The organism is Ligilactobacillus salivarius, from assembly GCF_035231985.1.
Classification (GTDB): Bacteria; Bacillota; Bacilli; order Lactobacillales; family Lactobacillaceae; genus Ligilactobacillus; species Ligilactobacillus salivarius.
In genome coordinates this window covers 581585-601253 of sequence record NZ_CP117983.1, presented here as the reverse complement: position 1 = coordinate 601253, position 19669 = coordinate 581585, and the positions used below count along the sequence as shown (strand labels likewise).

Genomic DNA, 19669 nt, shown 5'->3' with positions numbered 1-19669 from the left:
TTCACAAAATTTGCAATAGCTATTACTATTTATCTTCATCAAAGAAATTCTTTAACTTAGCTAATCTTGGATCAATATTATCTTTCTTATGATTGTTTTTCTGCAACTGTTCCTCACGAATGACACTCCAGTCATTACCAGACGGCATAACTGCGTCATCTCGTTTCTCATCTACAGATAAAACCTGCATAGGAATTTGTAACAATATATTGTCTTCTATAACATCTGCAAGATTCAGTATATCATCTTTTAATACAATAACGACATCCGTATCTTCAAAATTTGATAAATTCGGATTATAATGACTTAAATAATGCTCTGTTACATCAAAATTAAGTTCTAAATCGACTGGTTGAAATGAACGACTAGAAGGTAAGGTTACTGTACAGTTAACCTTCATATAGCCTAAAACTCCTAATTCGTCGACAGAAAACATTCCATCAACATGTACTGTTGAAACTTTTATAATATCAGATCTTCTAGATTTTAATGCTTCATTCAAATCTAAATTCTCTGTAAAATGGATTGGAGCTTCACTTGCTTGATTTAGCTCTTTTAAAGACCATTTCATGTTATATTCCTCCCAATGCAACAAATTTGATTATAACTTTCATTTAAACCTTTGTCAATGTTTTTTCCTTGACACCTCAAAATATCAATGGGGCTCTTTTTAAATCTTGCTCTTTATAATTTTGAGATTGATAAATTTTCCCAGCTCTATAATCAACATGATAAAAGTCATCTTTATCTTGTTGGGATATTTTAGCCAGTAATGGTATTTCACTATTTTTCTTCATTATATTCAAAGCTTTCTGTCCATTTTTCGTAAATCCTAATAAATGCACATAAGGAAATTTATTATACAAACTAACATCATTAACTTTCATTCCTACTAAAGTAGCAACTGATAATCTTGTTAGCCTAGTGTATGTGAATCTTTTTGATTTAACAGCTTTTAGCCATTCATCAAATGTCGCTTCTGTCTTTAGTTCTAAAGCTTTCTTTTTCATTCTATATTGAATTCCTTCAGCCATCCCGTAAATATTAGCTAACTCATCAATATCACTAGATATTAGTTTATATCTTAGAAATGGCCAAAAATCATCCCAAGAAACATATTTTTCATCCCTTAAATCTTGGTAGGAAGGAAGATACTTATCAACTAAATTATGGTCTTTAGAAAACAAAACTTTTCTGATTGCTGTAGCACTTGCGATATTACTATCAGGAGACAAAGACTTATCATGATAACCTGCAACATTTCTAGAGATTGGATTTAACTTTAACTTTTTTCCAAATTTCAAATTTGCCTTAGCATATGCCAAGCCTAAGACATCATTAGGTGAATCTATATTATGTCCTATTTTTGCCGCAACAGCTTCTTGGAATGCTTCAGCATAAGATATATTTTTTTTTGAAAATTCAGTACTATCTAAATTTTGAACCAACTGTGCATATGTCATAAAATCATACTCAGCATGTTCAGCACCAAAGAAAAGTTCTTCACATCCCATATTACTTAATATTCGTACCCCATTCTCAGCAAATCTATCGGCAGGTTGTACACATCCAGCAATCGGTATCTCTACAACTACATCTACACCATTCAACAATGCTTGTCTTGCTCTTACCCACTTATCAACAATTGCAGGCTCCCCTCTTTGTAGAAAATTACCACTCATAGCAACAATTATGATTGATTCCGGATAAATCTCTTTAACTTTTTCTATTTGATATAGATGACCATTATGAAATGGATTATATTCTGCTATAATACCAATAATTTTCATTACTATCACCACTTATTAAATACTACATTTAAAGAACCAACGTTCAGTTTGTTTTTCTATATCTTCACGTCCAAATTCGGCACTTACTTCTATCTGATTAAAGCCAGCTTCTTTCAGCAATTCAATATAATCTCTTAATTCGTAAGTTCTTTCTTTATGAAGTTCATTAACTTTTTTATATGCATTAATACTTTCATCAAAAATGAAAAAAGTTAAATCATGTTCAACACTATGTTCATATTCTCCTAAGTATGTTGTCCATACAAAAGTTTGCTCATCATCACTGTAATTATACATATATCCTGGATATATTTTATCAGTCTTATATGGCGTTATTACATCAAACAAAAAAACACCATCTTTTTTTAAATGTTGTTTCACTTCTCTAAATGCATTCTTTAATATTCTTTTATTAGGTAAATAACATAAAGAATCAGCAAAACAAGTTACAACATTATATTTTTCTAGACCTGATAAATCTTGCATATCACCAGCAACTAATGTTAATTCTATGTTTTCTTCATATGAATGCTGATATGCTAATGACAACATTTCTTCAGATAAATCAAATCCGGTTACATCATAGCCCTTCTTTGCAATTTCCACTGCAAATCTTCCAGAACCACATGCTAAATCTAAAATATTACTATTTTTTTCAAATTCATATCTATCAAAATAAGACACCCAATCCTTATACATTTGCGGATCCATTAATTTGTCGTACAATTGGGCGAACGTTGTATATATCATATTATTTTATCCAATCGGCAATATTTACTAATGGTGCATCAGACCATAGTTTTTCTAAATTATAAAACTGTCTAGTTTCTGTCTTGAAAACATGAACTACTACATCGCCTAAGTCTAATAATATCCAGTTTGCTCCATCTTTTCCTTCAATATCTTTAACATCAGCACCAGCTTCATAAACTTGTTCTTTAACTGCATCAGCAATAGCCTTTACTTGTCGTTCAGAATTAGCTTGTGTAATTACAAAATAATCCGCTAAAATACTAATTCCTTGAACATCTAATGCTACTGTATCCTCTGCTCTCTTACTATCAGCAGCTTTTACAACTATTTCTAAAAGTTTCTTACTATCCATTAATCAAAATCCTTTCAAATAATTACTCTGCTACCCATTTATTATAAGTTAATATAGCTTTAGGGTAGATAACTTTATCCTGACTTAACAAAAATTCTAAAACATGTTTAGTTTCATAACTAACAGCATCGTCTAAATTTGCTTTAGCAATTGTTCTAGCTAGCTTTACTCCCGGAAAACTGCGTCCCTCTTCAATGTAATCGGCAACATATATAATCTTATCCAAAGTTGTCATCTCAACATCACCTACAGTATGTCGTCTAACAGCATTTAAAATTTCTTCATTTTTAATTTGCAATTCATTTTTAATGATTTCTGCACCAACTACACCATGCCAAATAAAATTATTCCAATTTAGCAAATCTTTAGATAAATTTTCATCTAAAATTGTTTTTTTAAATTCTTCTGGTGTTCTTTCCTTAGCATAATCATGTACTAAAGCAGCAATACTTGCTTTTTCTGTACTATAATCATTTTTCTTAGCTAATTCGATTGCTGCTTTTTCTACACCAAGTATGTGTTTAAATCTTGACTCTTTTACTGATTCTTTTACTTTTTTTACCAATTCTTCTCGCGTTCCGGAAAAAATTCCCTCTGTATATTCTAAATCTAGATTATTCACGATACAAACCTTCTTCATGTATATAGTTTTCCACTTCTGGTGTCACTAAATATTTTATAGAACATCCTTGCTTTACATTTCGTCTAACTAAAGTTGAACTAATATCTGTCATTGGAACATCTACCCACATAATTGGATATTTACTTTCCTTTCTATATCCAGGTCTACCAACACCAACAAATTTTACTAATTTAATTAGTTCTTCTATTCTATGCCATTTTGGTAGATACTCAACCATATCTCCACCAATTATAAAATAATAGTCTACTTCTGGATTCTTCAATTTCAATTCCTTAATTGTGTCTATTGTATAACTTACACCTTTACGTCGTAACTCTATATCACTAACTTTAAATTCAGGCTCATCCATCGTACTAAGTTTCACCATTTTTAGTCGCTTTTCAGCAGAAATAGCTGTTTTTTTATCAATATGAGGTGGTTGGTAATCGGGGATAAACATTACTTCATCTAAATTTAATTGGCTTTTTACTTGTTCTGCAATAATTAAATGTCCTAGATGTGGCGGATTAAAAGTACCACCTAATATTCCTACCCTCTTATGTTTCATATTCGTTATTAATTCAGCCATGACTTTTATTTCAGGAATTGTTATTGTTTTAACCATTGTATATCCCTCTAATTTTTATAATTCTGCAACTTTTACTGAAATTTTTTGGTTTCCAGCCTTACCAGACTTTTTAAACAGAACTAACACATTACCTATTGTTTGAATAACTTGTGCATCACTATTATTCTCTATAAATTCTTTAACCTCTTCAACTTCCACTAGTGAATTTTGCAAAATATTAACTTTTAATAGTTCTCTTTTATCTAATGCTTTTAAAACTTCATCTAACCATACTTCACTCAACCCATCTTTACCAATTTGAAAAATAGGTTTTAAATGATGAGCTTCACTACGTAAATATCGTTTTTGTTTTCCTCTAAGTTTCATATTACACATCTCTTTCTATACTTAAATCATTGCTTTTCTTATTAATACTCCTACACCTTCTGGAGCCCAACCAGCAACAATTGTATTCGGACTTAAACTTATCCAACCTAATCCTGAAAATACTAAGTCACTTTTTTCACTTATCTTAAATTCAAATCTGGTTAGTTTAGGCATTTTTTCCAATTCTTCTCTAGTAGGTGGTTGTAATAACTCTCCTGCATGTTTTTCATAAAATTTATCAGCATTTTGTAACTTTGTGCGATGTAATGGTAAATTATTATCAAAATATGCAATTACACTTGTGCGTCCGCCAGAAATATAATCAAATCTTGCTAAAGACCCTAAGAAAATGGTTTGTCCTTCATTTAATTGATAAACTTTAGGCTTGATTTCTTTTTGAGGAGAAGCAAACTTTAACGATTTTCCTGTTAAATAATGAGCCATTTGTTGCTTGTGAATAATTCCCGGTGTATCTATCAAATTTTTACCATCATCAAATGGTATTTCAATTTTATCTAATGTTGTCCCTGGAAAACGCGAAGTTGTAATCAACTCAGAAATACCTGTTTGTTGCTTAATTATACGGTTAATAAGTGTGGACTTACCAACATTAGTAACACCTACTACATATACATCTCTGCCTTTACGATACTTATCAATTAATTCTAATAAATTATCAATTTCATATCCTTTACTTGCACTAGTTAGTGCTACATCTACAGGTCTCAAACCTTGTTTATTAGCTTCTTGACGTAACCAGTCTTTAATCCGTGAACGTTTTAAAGACTTAGGTAACAAATCAGATTTATTACCTACTAACAAAACGTCATTCTTACCAACAAATCTATGTAGTCCTGGGATAACTGATCCATTAAAATCAAATATATCTACAACATTAACAATCAATGAATCTGATTCACCAATTTGATTTAGTAATCTTAAAAAATCATCATCTGTCAAACTTACATCTGCTATTTCATTATAGTGTCTCAATCTAAAACAACGTTGACAATACAACTCTTCTGTTTCTAACCCTTTTTTTACAGCAGATTCTGGTGTATACCCTAGTTCATTTGGGTTTTTAGATTGGATTTTAGCTCCACACCCAATACAATATAAAATTTCATTATTAGTTTCTGTCATCTAAGGAATGCCTCCATGATTTTTCCATTTTATTATTTTTTATTAAATTATTTTTTATGATTTTTTCTAACATCCTATTTGGCTTAGTATTCCATGCATCACTTTTAACTAAAGGTTTAACTAGAATACTCCTAATACCAGCATTATTAGCAGCAGCAATATCTGTCATTAATTGGTCTCCGACCAAAACAACTTCGTTACTCTTTAAATTATATCTCTTCTTAGCAATATTTATTCCTCTAACAAATGGCTTTAATGCCCTTGAGACAAATGGAAGTTCAAAACGTTCTACCGCTCTTTTTATACGCCTATGATTATTATTTGATACAACTATAACTGGTATAGATTCCTCTCTCATAACTTTTAACCAATTTCTGAGTTCTGGTGTACCATCTGGATTATTCCAAGCAATTAATGTATTATCTAAATCCGTTAAAATTGCTTTAATTCCATGATTTTTAACTTCTTGTGGTGTTAAATCATAAATAGATTCAATCTTCCAAGTCGGTATAAATCTTTTCAACATTGAAAATTCTCCTAATATTTTATCAATTTAAATTATATCATATTTTCCCTGAGCAATCTGTTTATACAAAATTATAAGTAATTTTAAGGATATAAAAAAAGCAAGAAGGTAAAATACCTTCTCACTTAATTAAAAAACTAAATTATTCAGCAGCTAAAGCTTTCTTTGCTTCATCAACAAGTGCTGTAAATGCAGCTGCATCTGTAATAGCTAAATCAGCTAACATCTTACGGTTAACTTCAACATTAGCTAACTTCAAACCATGCATTAACTTGCTGTAGCTAATGTCATTTTGACGAGCAGCAGCATTAATACGAGCAATCCATAACTTACGGAAGTTAGACTTTGTCTTACGACGATCACGGAATGCATATTGGTATGACTTCATAACTTGTTGCTTAGCAACTTTGAATTGAATATGCTTTGCTCCGCGATAACCTTTAGCTAATTTGATAATTTTCTTACGACGTTGGCGTGTAACAGATCCACCTTTAACACGTGGCATGACAATTCCTCCTTAAAAATTCAACCTTTATACTAGGTATAGTTACATAATTAAATAACTTTTCTTCTTTATAATATTTATCTTAGATATTCTTATTTCATTTGAGAAAGCATTTGCTTGATACGTTTCATATCTGAAGCAGATACCATTGAAGCTTTACGTAATTGACGACGTTGCTTCTTTGTTTTACCGTGGAAACGATGTGATGTGTAGGCGTTTGAACGTTTCAAACCACCATTTCCTGTACGCTTAAAGCGTTTTGCTGATGCACGGTGTGTTTTTTGTTTTGGCATGATTATAAATCCTCCTAAAATAAATAAATTGTTTTATTATTTTTCAGTTTTTGGTGCAAGCATTAAGAACATGCTACGACCATCCATTTTTGCTTTAGACTCTACAGTTGCAACGTCTTCAGTTGCTTCTGCAAAACGATTAAGGACATCACGACCAATATCCTTATGAGTAATTGCACGTCCCTTAAAACGAATGGAAACTTTAACCTTGTCTCCTTTAGATAAGAACTTACGTGCATTCTTCATCTTAGTATTAAAGTCATTCGTATCAATAGTTGGACTTAAACGAACTTCTTTGATGTTAACAACTTTTTGCTTTTTACGAGCTTCTCTTTGTTTCTTTTGAAGTTCAAAACGATATTTACCGTAATCCATGATTTTTGCAACAGGTGGCTTAGCTTTAGGAGCAACTAAAACCAGGTCAAGATTTGCATCTTCAGCCATTTTTAGAGCTTCTTGCTTAGTCTTTACACCTAATTGGTCACCATTATCGCTAATCAATCTTAATTCTCGAGCACGAATGCCTTCATTAACCATTTTATCGACTGCTATGATATTCACCTCCAAAAATAATTCAGAGAGAAAATGCAGAAAACGGACATCCAAAAAATCAGAATGCCCGTCTTAATAATCCGTTTTAATTAGAATTAATATCATAATTTCTGCCCGGAAACCTACATTTCCTAGGCGAGAAGCGGGTGCCTCTGCTTTTTTCTCAACTTTATAAGTATATCAACTACACTTAAAAGCGTCAAGACTATAATAGAAATTATTTTTCTCTACTATAATTTTCTATATCTTCAAACAAAAGATTCTTAAATTCAGCTTTTGTCATAGTGTTAGTCTTTTCTTCACCATATTTACGAACTGTCACTGTTCCGTTTGAAACTTCTTCATCACCAATAACAAGTGTATAAGGTATCTTGTTTACTTGGGCTTGACGAATCTTATATCCCATTTTTTCATTTCTATCATCAACAGTAACACGAATGCCATGTGCTCTTAATTTACTGCTTAAATCATTTACATAATCCATATGTAAATCATTCTTAACAGGAATAATATCTACTTGGTGTGGAGCTAACCAAGTTGGAAATGCACCCTTATACATTTCAGTTAAGTAAGCTGTAAAACGTTCCATAGTTGAAACAATTCCACGGTGAACCATAACTGGTCTATGTTCCTCACCATCAGCACCAATGTACTTCAAATCAAATCTTTCTGGTAATAAGAAATCTAATTGGATAGTTGATAATGTTTCTTCTCCACCTAAAGCTGTCTTAGTTTGGACATCAATCTTAGGACCATAGAATGCAGCTTCGCCTTCAGCTTCAAAATATTCTAGACCCATATCATCCATAGCAGCTTTTAACTTACTTTGAGATTTTTCCCACATTTCATCATCATCAAAGTATTTTTCTGTATTCTTAGGATCTCTATAACTTAAGCGGAAACGATAATCTGTAATATCAAAGTCATTATAAACTTCCGTCATTAATTTAATTAAAGTCTTAATTTCATCTTCAATATGATCTGGTTCAATAAAGTCATGACCATCATTCAAAGTCATTTCACGAACACGAGACAATCCTGTTAATGCTCCAGACTTTTCGTATCTATGCATCATACCTAATTCAGCGATACGTAATGGCAATTCACGATATGAACGCTTGTGATGATTGTAAACTTGAATATGGGATGGGCAGTTCATCGGACGTAATTCCAACATTTCACCATCGCCCATATCCATTGGTGGAAACATATCTTCACGATAGTGATCCCAATGACCAGATTGCTTATACAAGTTCAAATTTGCTAGAACTGGAGTATAGACATGTTGGAATCCCCATGCAACTTCCTTATCAATTATATATCGTTCAATTACACGACGAATTGTTGCACCATTTGGCATCCAATATGGTAATCCTGCACCAACTTTAGGATCAACAAAGAATAAATCTAATTCATTTCCAATTACACGATGATCTCTTTCACGAGCTTCTTTTTGACGTTGTAATTCAGCATCCAAATCTTTTTGCTTATAAAAAGCTGTACCATAGATACGTTGTAACATTGGATTGCTTGAAGCACCTTTCCAATATGCACCAGCAACAGATAATAGTTTAAAAATCTTTACTTCACCAGTTGAAGATAAAACTACTCCATCAGTGATATCAATGAAATCACCTTGCTTATAAGCAACTACTCTACCATTATTTTTATTAGCTACATCTCTAACTAATTCTTCTTGATATTCGTCACCTGATACTAAATTCAAAGCTTCTTCTTCTGAAAACTCAACTCGTTCTATAGGTAAGTTTGCCTTTATTATTTCAGACATTTTTTGAGAAATCTTTTCAAAATCTGTTTCTGCAACTTGGCCTTCAGAATTATCAGTATCAAAATAGAATCCATGCTCTGTAACATCACCCAAACCAAATTTCATATTTGGGTATAATTCATGTAATGCATTAGCTAAAACTTGTGCTGCTGTTCTCCACAATACAACTAATCCATCATTAGAATCTTTTGTAATAATTTCAATAGATCCATCTTCTTTTAATGGTTGATTTAAATCAACAAAATTACCATCAACTTTTCCTGCAACAGCTTTTTTAGCCAAACTGATACTAATTGATTTAGCAATTTCAGCTGTTGTTACACCAGCATCAAATTCCTTTACTGAATTATCTGGAAATGTAATTTTTATACTAGACATTAATTCTACCTCCTGAATTCTCTATGAAACAAATAACGTCCCTAACACACCAACATTGATGTATTAAGGACGCTATTAACGTGGTTCCACCTTTAATTTTTAGCTTTAAACAAACTACTCATTGTGCTGTTAACGGTCGCACCGGTCTAACTTTTCATTAAACAATACATGAAAGTGGTAAGAATACTACATTATTGAAAGTTTTCAGTCAAGCCTTTCATCCCTGAATCATAGTAATCCGTTTGTCTTTCACGAAATCTACAGTTTTATTTAACCATTATCTTGAAGATTATTCAAGGGTTTTTCATTATTTATTTCTTCTATTTTCACCATTAATAACTACTTCATCAACTAAAAATCTAATTCTTTCCATGATTCTTTTTGCTTTCAAGGGTTCTAACTCACCTCTCGTATTCTGCGTTAAGTAGAATTCTTCTAAGTCATCTAAAGCAATATTTGAACTAAAGAAAGTTGGTAATTCTTCTTGCATACGATATTGTAAAATCACACCTAGAACATCATCTCTAAACCAACTACTTAATTGATCAGCACCTATATCATCCATCATTAATACAGGAGCTTTTTTCAAAGCATCAACTTTTTCCATAGTGGTATTTTTACCAATAGAATTTTTTATTTCTACAGCAAAAGATGGCATGTGAACTAAAGTTACTTTTATCCCCTTTTCTGCTAATTTATTAGCAATCGCTCCCAGTAAATATGTTTTTCCTACTCCAAACGATCCAGATAAATATAGTCCTTTATGAAAGATATTAGGCGTTTCAGTATAGTTCGCAACAAATTCTATAGCTTTTTTTAAAGCTATCATTCTTCCATCATCATCTCTATAATAATTTTCTAGTGTTGCTTTACGAATACTTTTAGGAAGATTGACAATATTAATTCTATTATTTATTTCTCTTAGTCGTCTCTCTTCTATCAATTTTTTAGTAGGTACATATGTTACTTCAATGTGATGATCACTAATAGTTAATTGTGGCGAATACCCTGGAGCAAAAACTTCTTTTCCTTCTGCTATTTTTTGTTTTAAGTCAACAAATTCATATAACTTACTTGCACCCTTTAATATTTCTTGATGACTTAGTCTATCTTTGTTTTCACGTAAAAACAATTGCACATCATCATCTTTTAAACTTTTTTCAATTATTTCTTTATACTTTTTTTCCCACTTATTTTCTACTAGTCTTTTACTAAGTTCCTTTCCCATATCTTCCACATAGCTCACCTACTTTCCATTTATTTTTTTCAATAGCTCGTCAATTTCTTTATTTTCTTTCTTTCCAACATCTGTTAGCTTATTCTTTCCCTTTTCTTTAGCCCATTCAGGTAATTTCTCTTTAACAATTACATTACTTTTGCGGCCTTTTGAATCTTTTTTTGTCGCTTTGCGTTGTAGTGATTTTTCTCGAGTGAAACTTTTAACGTAAGTCATCGCTTCTTGAGCGTTTTTTATTTTTTTCTTTGTCCAATCAGCAGCAATTCTTTCAAATGTTCCTTTTAAGATGGTAGAACTATCTTGAACAACTAACAAATAATGAATTAAAACATTAATAACTTCATTTGGTAACATCTGCTTTTCTACCAATGTTTTTACAGCATACCTTTCATTAGCAGTGACAAAACTTCCTAACTCATTTTTTAGAATCTCTAAAAATTCTAATGGAACATAGGCTTTAAAAGCATTAACTAAAGGATCAATATTCTTATCTTTTTCGTCATCTTTAGCTTTAGCCGTTTCTACTATCTTGTTTTTCTTAAAGTTTCTTCGAATTCCGCTATCAAAATTTTTTTGAGCTAATTTTTTAAATTCATTATAATCAATCTTATTATTTGTTACATTAATTGCTTTTTCTAAAAGTTTTACTAATTGAAATTCATCTATACCATAAACTAATTTGACACTTTTAATAATATCTAAGTGATTCATAACATCATCTGAACTTACATATGAGTTCTTTATGAAATCACTAAAAACTGTCATGTCTAATGACACCTTTTGACGATTAATAAGAGATTCATCATTTAAAATCTTACTATTATTTAATTGAGCTTGTAAAACAATATTATCTTTATTTAAATTAAATACATCAAAAAATTGCTTTGTAACTTCTTTTTTATCATGATAATTATTATCAAATTTATTCCATAAAGATAATTTTTTAAATTTTTCATTTCCAACCATTTCTAATAACGCCGTGCTTAATAAATCATCTGTAAAAAATTTCACTTCGTTTAATGGTTTTTGAAGTTCATAGATATGATACTTACCTAATTTATCTTCACCTTCAAATGTTTTTATAAGCCCCGTAGCCTCAAGTTTCAAACGTGCATCATATAACTCAGGAATACTTATCCCTAAGCCATCTATAATATTCTTATTCAGTTTTCTCTCACTTAATATTAATTTAGGGTCAATTTCAAAACGTAAATATGAATATAATGCTACCGCTACAATACCTATTATTGGCTGATACAGCACTTGAACAATTTCAATATCATGATTATCTATATAGGTAGATGCAGATACCAAATATCCATCTTTTGGTGATAGTTTATTCAATGCGCTATCCATAAACTCATCCTAATCTTTCGAATTATTTTCTTCACGATCCATTAATTCCCTTAATTCATCAGCAAAGGCGTGCATATCTTTAAATTCCCTATAAACACTCGCATATCTAATATAGGCAACTTCATCAACATCAGCCAATATTTTCATTACATATTCTCCAATTAATTGGCTTGAGACTTCGGTTCCTCCAACAGAGCGTAGTTTATTTTCAACTTTATCAACTATTTCTGTAATTTCATCTATTCCTACAGGACGTTTTTCAGCAGCTCTTACAATTCCCCTTAGCAATTTTTCTCTTTGAAATTCTTCCCTTGTTCCGTTCTTCTTAATAACTAATAAAGGGGTTACTTCGACTCTCTCAAATGTTGTGAATCGATATCCACACTGCTCACATTCTCGGCGTCTTCTAATGGCATGTCCATTATCCGCTGGTCTACTATCTACAACTCTAGAACCGTTTTTATGACAATTTGGGCATTTCATAGTTGTAGCTCACCTCATTTCTCTAACATTAAATTATTTCTCTCTAGCCATTCTATCACTTGATTATGAGTATCTTCAATACTTCTTGAATTATCAATGACAATATCAGCTTTGGAATTTCTTTCTGCACTATCTAATTGAGCAGATATTCTTTTCAACGCTTTATCCCTAGTTAGTCCATCTCTTTGTATCAATCTTTCTATTTGTAATTCTTTGGGAATGTATATGACCATTGTAAAATCACACATCTTATCATATCCACCTTCAAATAACAAAGGAATATCTAAGATTAATACATCTGCACCTTGCTTTTTATAATATTCAATTTGATTAATTATTTCTGTGCGTATTTTTTTACTCAATATTTTATTAAGTAACTCTCTTTTGTCCTTGTTTTCAAAAACTATTTCACCTAATTTTTTTCTATTTAAACTTCCATCAGATTGTAAAATATCATTTCCAAAAAAATGACTAATTTCTTTTAAACCTTCTGTATGTGGCTCCACAACTTTACGAGAAACTTTATCAGCGTCAATAATTGGATATCCCATCTCTTTTAAATATGTGCTAACAGTTGTCTTTCCTGAAGCTATTCCGCCAGTTAATCCTAAAATTTTCATAATTTTACCACCTGACACTTAGGACAAAAATGTGTTCCTCTCTGACCTACAACAATTCTTTGAATTGGTGTTCCGCATCTCTCACAAGGATCCCCTGTTCTTTGATAAGCATGTAAGCTAAACTGAAATCCTCCAGAATGTCTAAATGCATCTGTATATGATCTAATTGTAGTTCCTCCGGCTTCGGTAGCTAACGCTAGTTCTTTAATAATATTATCTCGTAAAACTTCAATTTCCTCTTTAGTTAATTTATTTGCCGGTGTTTCAGGATGAATTTTACTCATCCACAACACTTCATCTGCATAAATATTTCCCAAACCTGCCACTATCGTTTGATCTAATAAAGCATTTTTTATAGCTTTTTTTCTCCTTTTCAAATTTTTAGAAAAATCTTCAACTATAAAGGTTTCCTCTTTAGGTTCTGGTCCTAATTTAGCTAAACCAGCTGTTTGCATTTCCATTCCCGTTTTAACCAATTGCATCCTGCCAAACTTTCTAACATCGTTATATCTAAGTGATGTCCCATCTGTAAAATCAAATACTACGTGGGTATGTTTTTCAACTTCTTTTGTACTTGGTTCAACGAAATATTTCCCTTCCATTCTCAAATGGGAAATCATTGTCAAATCACTACTAAATCTAAATAATAGATATTTCCCACGTCTATCAATTTTTTTAATAGTTTTATTTGTTAGTTTTTCTATGAATTCTGTCTCTTCATTAATTATAGTTTTAGAATACAACACTCTAATATCTTTTATTTTTTTATTTAAGACTAGTTTCTCTAGTCCTCTACGTACTGTTTCAACTTCTGGTAATTCAGGCATTATCTCACCTTCCTACTTCGTATCAAACCAAGTTTGTCCATGCTTACTTTCAACTTTTAACGGTACATCCAGCTTAACTGCTGAATCCATAACTTTTGGAACCATATCCTCTAATAATGGAATTTCTTCTGTTGGTGCTTCAAAGATTAATTCGTCATGTACTTGAAGTAGCATTTTTGCTTGCAAATTCTTTTCTTTTAACATTTCTTGCATATTAATCATCGCAACCTTAATAATATCAGCTGCACTACCCTGAATTGGTGAATTCATAGCTGTTCTTTCAGCAAAAGAGCGTAAATTAAAATTACGACTCTTTATATCAGGTAGATATCGTCTTCTGTTAAAAATAGTTTCTACATATCCATTTTCTTTAGCAAATTCAACAATTTTTTCCATATAATCTTTTACGCCAGAAAATGTATCTAAATAAGTATCTATAAATTGTTTAGCCTGTTTTCTTGATATCCCTATATTTTGTGATAAACCGTAATCGCTAATACCATATACAATTCCAAAATTAACAGCTTTAGCTTGTCTTCTCATATTAGGAGTTACTTCATCTGGACTATCTACATTAAAAATTCTCATCGCTGTACTTGCGTGAATATCCATACCTTCCTTAAAAGCCTCTTGCATATTTTTGTCTTTTGAAATATGTGCCAATACACGTAATTCAATCTGTGAATAATCAGAAGAAAATATTTCCCATCCTGGATGACTTGGAACAAAAGCTTGACGTATTTTTCTACCTTCTTCTAAACGAACAGGAATGTTTTGTAGATTTGGATCAACTGAAGATAGTCTTCCTGTTGAAGTTAAGGTTTGAGTATATCTTGTATGAGCCTTTCCGTCTGTCTTAGAAACCACTTTTAACAATCCCTCAATATATGTAGATTGTATTTTAGCTAATTGACGATATTGTAAGATATTATCAACAATTGGGGACATACCTCTAAGTTGCTCTAATACACCTACTGCTGTTGAATATCCTGTTTTTGTCTTTTTAATAACTGGTAACTTTAATTTTTCAAACAATATAACACCTAATTGTTTTGGTGAATTTAAGTTAAATTCTTCTCCAGCTTCATTATATATTTCCTGCTCTAGTTCACTTAATCGTTCTTTCAATTCACTTTGCATAGTTTCTAGTCTATTACTATCCACTTTTACGCCCGCAATTTCCATATTTGCTAATACAATCGACAATGGACGTTCTATTTTTGTATATAGATCTAGTTGTTGATTTTCTTCTAACTCATTAAATAATTTTTCTTTTAAATTATTTATCGCTTTTACTTTTCTCACTAAATGTTCAAATAAAACTTCTTTATCTTCTGGCACAGCATGTTTAGCACCTTTACCATATATTTGCTCATCAGATTCTACATCATAATATTCGTGCTGTTGTGCCAACAAACCTAGATCATTACTATTTTCACTATTATCTAGCAAGTATGATACAAGTAACAAATCAAAATTAATTTTCGATAAAGTAACACCTAATCTATTTAAGCCAACATATTGTCTTTTGCCATCAAATAAATCTACTTCAACTTCATCTGATTCCAACAAATTCTTGATTTGTTTTTTCTTTAGTAAATCTATATCATCCGACACTAAATATTTATCACCTATTTTAATAGAGAAACCAATAATTTCAGCTGTATGATAATTTTCTCCATCTATTTCTAAATTAAATACTATTTCATCATTATCACTAACATTTATATCATCTAAATTTTCTTCTGTTAATTCAGTAAATTCTATATTACTTTTAGATTCAAAAATATCTAATTGTTCACTACTTTCATCCTTTAATTGTGATAAAAACTTTCGAAAATCTAATTTTTGATATAACGTTACTAATTTCTCAATATCTTTTCCAGTCCATTCAGTTTCTTCTAAAGTTATTTCAACTGGAGCGTCTTTTCTAATTTCTGCTAAATCTTGGCATAAATAAGCAATTTCCTTTTCTCTGATTAAATTTTCTTTCATCTTAGACTTTTTCATTTCATCTATATTTTTATAGATTCCATCTAAAGTACCATATTGTTTCAACAATTTAATTGCTGTCTTCTCACCAATTTTTGTAACTCCAGGATAGTTATCAGAAGTATCACCCACTAAAGCTTTCATATCAACGATTTGTTCAGGGATTAAACCTATTTTTTCTTCAACATGACTTGGAGTATATTCTTCAATCTCACTAACACCCTTAACTGTTACAGCAACCGTTGTTTTATCAGTTGTTAATTGCGTTAAATCCCTATCTCCTGTAACAACTACAACATCATAGTTTTTCTTTTCAGCTTTTGCAGCTAATGTTCCGATAATATCATCAGCCTCATAATTTTTTAGCTCGTAAGTTTTTATCCCATATCCTTCTAGTAAATTTTTTATTTCTGGAAATTGCTCTGATAATTCTGAAGGAGTTTTAGCTCTCCCACCTTTATAATCAGTAAATTTTTCAGTTCTAAAAGTAGTTTTACCAGCATCAAATGCTACTAATATATGTGTAGGGTTAACCTTAGTTAAGATGCTATCTAACATATTCTTAAATCCATAAATTGCGTTAGTATGTAATCCTTCATGATTTACAAATCTACTTAAAGAATTATGCAAAGCAAAAAAAGCCCTAAATGTAACACTATTTCCATCTATTAATAATAATTTATTTTTTTCTTCTACCATAATACACTTAGCTGGAAGTCCAACTATATACTCCCTTCGTTTTCTTCTAATCTTATTGTACCAATAAACTATATTCTATTAAATAAAAAAAGACTTGGGAAAAATCCCAAGCCTGAAATATTAATCTTTGTTTCCACCTAAACCAGTAAAAATATTTAATAATTGTATAAATAAATTTACGAAGTCTAAATATAATTGTAACGCGCCCATAATTGCTAAATTTGTTACATTAACTTGATTTCCATATTGAATGTACATTTGACGGAATCTTTGTGAATCCCAAGCGATTAAAGCAGCAAAGATAATAACACCTATAAATGAAAATACTAAAGTTATAATTGAACTTTTTAGGAAAATATTAATTATCATTACAATAATTAAAGCCATCAAAGCAGCCATTGCTTGACGACCTATTCCTGACAAATCTTTCTTAGTATTTGTTCCCATCAAAGCTAAAACTATAAACATAACTGTTGCTGAAACAAATGCCATAGTTACATCTTGACTTGAATAAACTTGAACAATTAAACCAAAAAATAATCCTTCTAATACTGAATATAATCCCAATCCCGTTAAGGACATAGCTGGAGATCTGTCAGCTTTAAAAGACATAGACATAACTAAAACAACTTGCAAAATCAAAATTCCCCATACAGCCCAACGATTATTAGCAAAAAAAGTTAAGGCTTGTACCTTATATACATTAGAAATCAGATAAGCTGTGACAGCAGAAATTGCAACTGCACCAGCCATAAAGCCATACATCTTAGCCATAAAACTATTTAGTCCAGCTTGATTTCCATAAATCTCATTATTATTCATTCTTAATATCAAATCCTCTCATAGTCTAAAGTATTAAAAAATCTTAGGTGGTTTTACAATCACCACTGCATCAATAACACGATCTCCATCTTCATTTTCACCTTCAACAGAAATCGTAATAACTTCTTTCATGCTATCAACTTTAATAACTTCAAAACTAAATGTTACCATCTCATCATGATAGACGGGAAGGATAAAATTAGTTGATAAATTAACTACATCACTACCTGGTCCTGGTAAAACTTTAGAAATTGAACTTGTAATAATACCTGTAAGTAATACTGGTGGAACGATTGGCTTTTGATACTCAGTATCTCTTGCATAATCATGTTGAATATATAGAGGATTATTATCGTTTGTAATACCTAAATATAATAACAGATCTCTATCGCTTATACTTTCAGTAACAGTTAAAGAATCTCCTTCTTTTATCTCATCAATTGTTTTACCGCGCCTATGCACATCTTCAGACATGACAACACCTCCACGTTTTCTTAGATATATCATACCACATGTAGATTTTTTTAACAATTAATTAGACAGGCGTCTGTTTTGATATTTTTTAGAATGATCTTTTAATAACTAGTTATTTTTTAAGCTCAAATTACTTAGCAAATCTTCATATGCATGTTCATATTTTTGAATATCTCCTGCTCCCATAAAAATAACAACATCGTCATGGAAATCTAGTAGAGGGGACATATTATCTAATTTTAGAACCTCTCCACCTTTACTAATTTTCTTACCTAAATCTTCAGAAGAAACTTTTCCATCATGTTCTCTAATAGAACTAAAGATATCAGTTAAGTAAACTTTATCTGCTAAACTTAAACTTTCAGCAAATTCATCCATTAACGCAATTGTTCTACTAAAAGTATGTGGTTGGAATACTGCTATTATCTTCTTATCTGGATATTGTTGACGAGCTGCATCTATTGTTGCTTTTATTTCTGCTGGATGATGTGCATAATCATCAATAATCACCATATCTGCCACACTTTTTTCCGTAAAACGTCTCTTAACACCCTTAAATGTTAACAATTCTTTAGCAATTTCTTGTTGATCTACTTTTTCCATATATGAAACAGCAATTACAGCTAAACTATTTAAAACATTGTGTTCCCCAAACATTGGAATATCATAATTTCCAATAAATTCATCATGGAAATAAACATCAAAATTAGAACCCTTTGTTGTACGTTTAATGTTTTCAGCTCTAAAATCATCATCCGACTTAGTACCATAATAATGCACTGGAACTTTTGCATTAAGTTTACGCAAGTTTTCATCCTCGCCCCATACAAAAATTCCTTTTTTAGTTTGCATAGCCAATGTTTCAAATGCATCTCTAACATCATCAATGTCTGTGAAATAATCTGGATGATCAAAATCAATATTAGTCATAATCGCATAATCTGGGTGATATGCAACGAAATGACGACGATATTCATCTGCTTCAAAAACGAAGAAACGTGCATTAGGAGTTCCCTTACCAGAACCATCGCCAACTAAATAGCTTGTTGGTGATACTCCGCTTAATACATGAGCTAGTAAACCTGATGTACTTGTTTTACCATGTGCACCAGCAACACCTATACTTGTTGTTTCTTCAATAATTTGTTCTACTGTTTCTGGGTATGTTTGTACTGTCAATCCCATATCATGAGCTTTTTTAATTTCTACTTGATCATCACCAAATGCATTACCAGCAACTACGATCATATCTTCCTTAATATTATCTTCATCAAATGGTAAAATTTTTATTCCAGCATTCTCTAAGCCTCTTTGTGTGAAAGTATACTTATCAATGTCAGATCCTAGAACCTTATATCCTTTATCATGTAAAATTAAAGCTAAAGAGCTCATTCCAGTTCCTTTAATTCCTACAAAAAAATATGTTTGTTCACTATTCATAATCTATGTTTCCTCTTTTCTAACTTCCGATCATTTCAATGATACCATAAATATAATTATT

22 protein-coding genes and 1 other annotated feature are annotated in these 19669 nt (G+C 31.1%); all 22 genes read right to left on the bottom strand.

Going from position 1 to position 19669, the window contains the following annotated elements; all coding sequences use genetic code 11:
- Positions 1–25: 25 nt before the first annotated feature.
- The 22 genes from PTA89_RS02880 to murC all read right to left on the bottom strand — a co-directional run bounded on the left by PTA89_RS02880 (position 26) and on the right by murC (position 19608).
- Positions 26–571, bottom strand: a complete 546-nt coding sequence (locus PTA89_RS02880) for a YceD family protein (RefSeq protein WP_003699809.1) — start codon at positions 569–571, stop codon at positions 26–28.
- A gap of 76 nt (positions 572–647) precedes the next feature.
- Positions 648–1790, bottom strand: coding sequence for a nucleotidyltransferase (locus PTA89_RS02875; protein WP_003709850.1), 1143 nt, complete (start codon positions 1788–1790; stop codon positions 648–650).
- A 15-nt stretch (positions 1791–1805) separates the two neighbouring features.
- Positions 1806–2540 carry a class I SAM-dependent DNA methyltransferase gene (locus PTA89_RS02870; RefSeq protein ID WP_034984133.1) on the bottom strand — a complete coding sequence of 245 codons (735 nt, stop codon included), beginning with the start codon at positions 2538–2540 and terminating at the stop codon, positions 1806–1808.
- A gap of 1 nt (position 2541) precedes the next feature.
- A complete protein-coding gene (rsfS, locus tag PTA89_RS02865) occupies positions 2542–2895 on the bottom strand; it encodes a ribosome silencing factor (RefSeq protein ID WP_003699805.1) in 354 nt (117 codons plus the stop codon).
- Positions 2896–2917: 22 nt separating this feature from the next.
- Entirely contained in the window at positions 2918–3517 is a 600-nt protein-coding gene (gene yqeK / locus PTA89_RS02860) for a bis(5'-nucleosyl)-tetraphosphatase (symmetrical) YqeK (RefSeq protein WP_081559323.1), read from the bottom strand.
- Complete coding sequence (locus PTA89_RS02855; protein ID WP_003705901.1) at positions 3510–4142, bottom strand: nicotinate-nucleotide adenylyltransferase; 633 nt, start codon at positions 4140–4142, stop codon at positions 3510–3512. The genes yqeK and PTA89_RS02855 overlap by 8 nt, the downstream gene beginning before the upstream one ends.
- Positions 4143–4160: 18 nt before the next feature.
- Positions 4161–4472 (bottom strand): ribosome assembly RNA-binding protein YhbY, encoded by a 312-nt coding sequence (gene yhbY / locus PTA89_RS02850; RefSeq protein ID WP_098034809.1) that lies wholly within the window; start codon positions 4470–4472, stop codon positions 4161–4163.
- Between the two features lie 21 nt (positions 4473–4493).
- Positions 4494–5615: a ribosome biogenesis GTPase YqeH gene (gene yqeH / locus PTA89_RS02845; protein WP_003709843.1), complete on the bottom strand. Its 1122-nt coding sequence runs from the start codon at positions 5613–5615 to the stop codon at positions 4494–4496.
- Entirely contained in the window at positions 5602–6141 is a 540-nt protein-coding gene (locus PTA89_RS02840) for a YqeG family HAD IIIA-type phosphatase (RefSeq protein ID WP_069468564.1), read from the bottom strand. The genes yqeH and PTA89_RS02840 overlap by 14 nt, the downstream gene beginning before the upstream one ends.
- Positions 6142–6283: 142 nt before the next feature.
- Entirely contained in the window at positions 6284–6646 is a 363-nt protein-coding gene (gene rplT / locus PTA89_RS02835; RefSeq protein ID WP_003699795.1) for a 50S ribosomal protein L20, read from the bottom strand.
- 92 nt (positions 6647–6738) lie between these two features.
- Positions 6739–6939 (bottom strand): 50S ribosomal protein L35, encoded by a 201-nt coding sequence (gene rpmI, locus PTA89_RS02830; protein ID WP_003699793.1) that lies wholly within the window; start codon positions 6937–6939, stop codon positions 6739–6741.
- A gap of 36 nt (positions 6940–6975) precedes the next feature.
- Positions 6976–7476 carry a translation initiation factor IF-3 gene (gene infC, locus PTA89_RS02825; RefSeq protein ID WP_003705897.1) on the bottom strand — a complete coding sequence of 167 codons (501 nt, stop codon included), beginning with the start codon at positions 7474–7476 and terminating at the stop codon, positions 6976–6978.
- Positions 7477–7519: 43 nt separating this feature from the next.
- Positions 7520–7655: a sequence feature (ribosomal protein L20 leader region), on the bottom strand.
- Between the two features lie 53 nt (positions 7656–7708).
- A complete protein-coding gene (gene thrS, locus PTA89_RS02820; RefSeq protein WP_003699791.1) occupies positions 7709–9658 on the bottom strand; it encodes a threonine--tRNA ligase in 1950 nt (649 codons plus the stop codon).
- Between the two features lie 307 nt (positions 9659–9965).
- The gene (gene dnaI / locus PTA89_RS02815; RefSeq protein WP_011475785.1) at positions 9966–10895 is read right to left on the bottom strand and encodes a primosomal protein DnaI; all 930 of its coding nucleotides are present in this window, start codon (positions 10893–10895) and stop codon (positions 9966–9968) included.
- Between the two features lie 9 nt (positions 10896–10904).
- Complete coding sequence (locus tag PTA89_RS02810) at positions 10905–12251, bottom strand: DnaD domain protein (RefSeq protein WP_324177378.1); 1347 nt, start codon at positions 12249–12251, stop codon at positions 10905–10907.
- 9 nt (positions 12252–12260) lie between these two features.
- Positions 12261–12734 (bottom strand): transcriptional regulator NrdR, encoded by a 474-nt coding sequence (gene nrdR, locus PTA89_RS02805; RefSeq protein WP_003699785.1) that lies wholly within the window; start codon positions 12732–12734, stop codon positions 12261–12263.
- Between the two features lie 14 nt (positions 12735–12748).
- Entirely contained in the window at positions 12749–13354 is a 606-nt protein-coding gene (gene coaE / locus PTA89_RS02800; protein WP_003705892.1) for a dephospho-CoA kinase, read from the bottom strand.
- Complete coding sequence (gene mutM, locus PTA89_RS02795; protein WP_003705891.1) at positions 13351–14181, bottom strand: DNA-formamidopyrimidine glycosylase; 831 nt, start codon at positions 14179–14181, stop codon at positions 13351–13353. The genes coaE and mutM overlap by 4 nt, the downstream gene beginning before the upstream one ends.
- Before the next feature lie 12 nt (positions 14182–14193).
- Entirely contained in the window at positions 14194–16872 is a 2679-nt protein-coding gene (gene polA / locus PTA89_RS02790; protein ID WP_081533837.1) for a DNA polymerase I, read from the bottom strand.
- Between the two features lie 120 nt (positions 16873–16992).
- Positions 16993–17694 (bottom strand): Bax inhibitor-1/YccA family protein, encoded by a 702-nt coding sequence (locus PTA89_RS02785; protein WP_324177377.1) that lies wholly within the window; start codon positions 17692–17694, stop codon positions 16993–16995.
- Between the two features lie 33 nt (positions 17695–17727).
- On the bottom strand, positions 17728–18168 hold the full coding sequence (locus tag PTA89_RS02780) for an FAS1-like dehydratase domain-containing protein (RefSeq protein ID WP_003702490.1): 441 nt from the start codon (positions 18166–18168) through the stop codon (positions 17728–17730).
- A 108-nt stretch (positions 18169–18276) separates the two neighbouring features.
- Entirely contained in the window at positions 18277–19608 is a 1332-nt protein-coding gene (murC, locus tag PTA89_RS02775; protein ID WP_273779320.1) for a UDP-N-acetylmuramate--L-alanine ligase, read from the bottom strand.
- Positions 19609–19669 lie beyond the last annotated feature (61 nt).